Origin of the sequence: Candidatus Infernicultor aquiphilus (assembly GCF_002784285.1) — a bacterium.
Taxonomy (GTDB): domain Bacteria; phylum Atribacterota; class Phoenicimicrobiia; order Phoenicimicrobiales; family Phoenicimicrobiaceae; genus Infernicultor; species Infernicultor aquiphilus.
In genome coordinates, this window is the sequence record NZ_PFKO01000009.1 from 1 (window position 1) to 5,119 (window position 5,119).

Consider the following 5,119-nt stretch of genomic DNA (forward strand, 5'->3'; position numbering starts at 1 on the left):
ATAAGAAAATTTATACAAGAAGTTTGGAGGTGGGAAAATGAACAAAATATTACCCGATAAAAGAGGTTATTTTGGTGAATTTGGTGGTAAATATGTGCCAGAAACTCTAATGTCAGCTATATCAGAACTTGAAATTGCTTATCAGAAGGCGAAGGAAAGTGTTAATTTTCAGAGAGATTTACAGTATTATTTTAAAAATTATATTGGAAGACCTTCTATTCTCTATTACGCCAAGAGATTAACAGAAAAATTAGGAGGAGCAAAAATTTATTTAAAGCGAGAAGATTTAAATCATACTGGTGCACACAAGATTAATAATGCGATTGGGCAGGTACTTTTAGCTCAGCAAATGGGGAAGAAACGTATTATTGCAGAAACAGGAGCTGGTCAGCATGGTGTTGCTGTAGCTACCGTTTCTGCTTTATTTGGCTTTTCTTGTGTTATATATATGGGGGAAGTAGATATAAAACGACAAGCTCTTAATGTTTTTCGAATAAAACTTTTGGGGGCAGAAGTAATCCCGGTGAAATCGGGAAGCAGAACTTTAAAAGATGCGGTTAGCGAGGCAATTAGAGATTGGGTTTCTAATGTAGAAGATACATACTATATGATTGGTTCAGTAGTTGGTCCTCATCCTTATCCTATGATGGTAAGAGATTTTCAATCAGTAATTGGCCAAGAGGTAAAGGAACAAATTATAGCCAAAGAAGGTCGTCTGCCTGATTATTTAGTTGCTTGTGTAGGTGGAGGTAGCAATGCGATGGGACTGTTCTATCCTTTTTGTGGTGAAAATAAAGTGAAAATGTATGGAGTTGAAGCAGCTGGACATGGCTTGGCCAGTCAGGAACATGCCGCCACTCTGGGTAATGGGAAAGTAGGAGTGCTTCATGGCACAAAGAGTTTCGTTTTACAAGATGAAGATGGACAGATAAAAGAGGCTTATACTATATCGGCTGGTCTAGATTATCCCGGTGTTGGTCCTGAACATGCTTATCTAAAGAAAACTGGTCGGGCTACCTATGTATCAGTTACTGACAATGAAGCATTAGAAGCATTCCAATTGCTTTCTCGAACAGAGGGAATTATTCCCGCCTTAGAAAGTGCTCATGCCCTGGCTTATTTGCCAAAGTTAATCCCCAAGACCAAAAAGGAAGAGGTTGTGGTAGTCTGTCTTTCTGGTCGGGGGGATAAAGATACAGAAGTAGCTATTGATAAATTGGGGGTGGAATAATGAGAATTGAGAAAGTTTTACGTAATTTAAGAGAAAAAGGAAAAAAGTCTCTAATTATATATATAACAGCAGGGGATCCTAATTTAAAAATAACTGAAGAATTGGTTTATAGTATAGCTGAGGCGGGGGCTGATGTAGTAGAGTTGGGTATACCTTTTTCAGATCCTTTAGCAGATGGACCTACTATCCAACAGGCTTCTTATCGAGCCTTAAAAGGAAAAGTGACTATTTCCAAAATATTGAGCACAATAGAAAAAATACGGAAAAAGTCTTCAGTTCCGATTGCTCTAATGACTTACTATAATCCTATTTTTTGTTACGGTTTAGATCGTTTTGTGGCAGATAGCAAGGCAGTTGGCGTGGATGGTCTTATTGTCCCTGATCTGCCTTTGGAGGAAAGCAAGGAATTGCGGGGTATTACCGAGAGGTTTGGAATAGAATTAATTTCTTTTATAGCCCCTACTAGTACTCCGCAAAGAATTGCTGCTATAGCTCAAAGTGCTCGAGGATTTATCTATTGTGTTTCTGTTACTGGAGTAACCGGAGTCAGAAAAAATTTTTCTCCGAAAATTGTAGAAATGATAGAAAAAATTCGCCTTTATACAGATATGCCTTTGGCAATAGGTTTTGGTATTAGCGGCCCTGAGCAGGCTAAAGAAGCAACAAAATACGCTGATGCAGTAATTGTGGGAAGTGCAGTAGTAAAATTGATAGAGAATTCTCGAAAGGATTTATCAGTAATGTTACCTCAGATAAGTAATTTTGTTAAGTCTTTAAAAGAAGCCATAAGAACAGAAGAAAGAAGAAAAAATAAAAATAAGATATAAAATTAACTAGCAATTTATAAAATTTATAAAATTTAGATGATAAATTTTATAACATATTATATAATATTGCTAAAATATTTAATAATACTTCTAAAAAGGAGAAAAATAGTACATGGGAAGAACGATTGTGGAAAAAATACTTTCTGCCCATACAGAAAAAGATGATTTTAAAATAGGAGATATAATTAATGTTCGAGTCGATTTTGCTTTTGCTAATGATATTACTGCCCCTCTAGCCATAAAGTATTTTAAAGAAAGTGGGGCAAAAGAGGTATTTGATAGGAAGAAGATAGGACTAATTCCTGATCATTTTGCCCCTAATAAAGATATCAAATCTGCTGAACAGTGTAAATTGTTAAGAGAATTTGCTCAAGAACAAGGAATAGAGAATTATTTTGAAGTAGGAAAGATGGGAGTAGAACATGCTCTTTTACCAGAAAAGGGCTTGGTCCTTCCTGGAGATGTGGTAGTAGGTGCTGATTCTCATACTGATACTTCTGGGGCCTTGGGTGCTTTTGCTATTGGTGTAGGTAGTACCGATTTAGCAGCTATTATGGCTCTGGGAGAAGTATGGCTTAAAGTACCTCCTACTATCAAGTTTATATATTCTGGAAAATTAAATAAATGGGTAAGCGGAAAAGACTTAATCTTATACACCATTTCTAAGATTGGGGTGGATGGTGCAAATTACCAAGTGATTGAGTTTAGTGGAGAAGTGATTAAAAGACTTTCTATGGACAATAGATTTACTATGTGTAATATGGCAGTTGAAGCAGGGGCAAAAACAGCCATTATTGAGCCTGACCAGATTACTTTAGAATATTTGCAGGGAAGAGCTACTCGACCTTATCAATTATATAAAAGTGATCCTGAGGCATCCTATGAAAAAGTTATTGAATTTGAGGTTAGTAAAATTGAACCACAAGTTGCCTTTCCTCACTTACCTGAGAATGCTAAACCAATCAGTGAGGTTGGCTATATTAAAATTGATCAATCTATTATTGGGTCCTGTACTAATGGAAGGATAGAAGATTTACGTATAGCCGCTGAAGTCTTAAAAGGACAACAAGTTCACCCCGAGGTTAGATTAATTATTATTCCAGCTACTCAAGATATTTATCTACAAGCTCTTCGGGAAGGATTAATCGATCTATTTGTTTCTGCCGGGGCAGCAGTAAGCACCCCTACTTGCGGTCCTTGTTTAGGTGGTTATATGGGTATTTTAGCTAAAGGAGAAAGAGCTATCTCTACCACTAATAGAAATTTTGTAGGAAGAATGGGTCATCCTGAAAGTGAAGTGTATCTTGCCAGTCCTGCTGTTGCTGCCGCCTCTGCTGTGGCAGGGAGAATAGTCAGTCCAGAGGAGGTAAAATAAGATGATTATCAAAGGAAAAGTTTGGAAATTTAGAGATAATATTGATACTGATGTAATTATCCCAGCCCGCTATCTGAATACTTCTGATCCTACCGAACTTGCTCTCCACTGTATGGAAGATTATGACCCCCAGTTTACTAAAAAAATAAGCAGAGGAGATATTATTGTAGCAGGTAAGAATTTTGGATGTGGAAGTTCCCGAGAGCATGCCCCTATTGCCCTTAAAGCGGCAGGGCTATCCTGTATTATTGCTAAATCTTTTGCCCGAATATTTTTTAGAAATGCGATAAATATTGGACTTCCAATCTTTGAATCTGAAGAAATTACAGACCAATGCACTGAAGGCGAATTATTAGAAATAGACACAGTAAAGGGAACTATAAAAAATTTATCCACCAATAAAGTTTATAGAACTAATCTTCTGCCTGAATTTATCCAGAAAGTAATATCTGTTGGTGGATTAAAAGAATATGTCAAAGAAGAATTAAAAAGGAGAGAAATAGATGTATAACATAGCTTTGATTCCCGGTGATGGAATAGGACCGGAGATAATCAGAGAAGGTAAAAAAGTAATTGAGGCAGCCTCCAACCAGTACGGATTAAAAATTAACTGGACCGAATATCCCTTTGGGACCGAACATTACCTGAAGACCGGGGAATTATTACCTGATAGTGCCTTAAAAGAGATAGAAGATATGGATGCCATATACTTTGGGGCAGTTGGTGACCCCCGAGTAAAGCCGGGTATTCTAGAAAAGGAGATATTATTAAAAGCCAGATTTTACTTTGATCAGTATATTAATCTCCGTCCCATCAGATTATACAAAGGAGTTCCCTGTCCTTTAAAAGATAAAAACCCGGAAGATATTAATTTTTACGTAGTTAGAGAGAATACCGAAGACTTCTATGTAGGAATTGGGGGAAGGTTTAAAGCCAGAACAAATCAAGACCATTTAGAAGTATTAAGAAAACTCTACAAGGCTAAAATTCAGGTAGATTTCAACTTAGAACCAGAAGAAGAGATGGCCTATCAGATCGGTTTAGTTAGCAGACCCGGGACCCAAAGGGTAATTAAATATGCCTTTGAATTGGCTCAGAAGAAGAACTTAAAAAGAGTAACCTCAGTAGATAAAGCCAATGTATTGACTGATATTTACGGACTTTGGAGAGATATCTTTGAGGAGGTATCAACTCAATATCCAGATATAAAAACTGAATTTAACTTTGTCGATGCTATTACTATGTATTTTATTCAGAAACCCGAGTGGTTCAAGGTAGTAGTTACCCCTAATATGTTCGGAGATATTATTACCGATTTGGCGGCGATGATTCAAGGTGGTTTAGGAATAGCCGCCGGGGGAAATATAAACCCTGAAGGTGTTTCCATGTTTGAACCTATTCATGGTTCTGCCCCCGATATAGCTCGTAAAAACATTTCCAACCCTACTGCTACCATACTGGCTGGGGCGATGATGTTGGAGTTTCTGGGGGAAATAGAAGTAGCGAAAGATATAGAGGACGCAGTAGAGAAAGTTTTGAGCGAAGGAAAAGTAAGAACTCAAGATCTAAGTGGAAAATCTTCTACTGAACAAGTAGGAGATGAAATTGTAAAAAAGTTACCGAAGGCTTAGCAGCAATATGGGGTCAGGGCAGTCTTTTCTAATCTGAAGATGAGCCTGAAACAAT

General features: G+C 37.3%; 5 protein-coding genes. All 5 read left to right on the forward strand.

Annotated elements, in window-relative coordinates:
* The first annotated feature begins 37 nt into the window (after positions 1–37).
* The 5 genes from trpB (at position 38) to COZ07_RS00270 (ending at position 5,064) form a co-directional block, all read left to right on the forward strand.
* The gene (trpB, locus tag COZ07_RS00250) at positions 38–1,231 is read left to right on the forward strand and encodes a tryptophan synthase subunit beta (protein ID WP_406606617.1); all 1,194 of its coding nucleotides are present in this window, start codon (positions 38–40) and stop codon (positions 1,229–1,231) included.
* The gene (gene trpA, locus COZ07_RS00255; protein WP_406606621.1) at positions 1,228–2,058 is read left to right on the forward strand and encodes a tryptophan synthase subunit alpha; all 831 of its coding nucleotides are present in this window, start codon (positions 1,228–1,230) and stop codon (positions 2,056–2,058) included. Before trpB ends, trpA begins: the two co-directional genes overlap by 4 nt.
* Before the next feature lie 112 nt (positions 2,059–2,170).
* A complete protein-coding gene (gene leuC, locus COZ07_RS00260; protein ID WP_406606618.1) occupies positions 2,171–3,433 on the forward strand; it encodes a 3-isopropylmalate dehydratase large subunit in 1,263 nt (420 codons plus the stop codon).
* A 1-nt stretch (position 3,434) separates the two neighbouring features.
* Positions 3,435–3,944 (forward strand): 3-isopropylmalate dehydratase small subunit, encoded by a 510-nt coding sequence (gene leuD / locus COZ07_RS00265; protein WP_406606619.1) that lies wholly within the window; start codon positions 3,435–3,437, stop codon positions 3,942–3,944.
* Entirely contained in the window at positions 3,937–5,064 is a 1,128-nt protein-coding gene (locus tag COZ07_RS00270) for an isocitrate/isopropylmalate dehydrogenase family protein (protein WP_406606620.1), read from the forward strand. The genes leuD and COZ07_RS00270 overlap by 8 nt, the downstream gene beginning before the upstream one ends.
* Positions 5,065–5,119 lie beyond the last annotated feature (55 nt).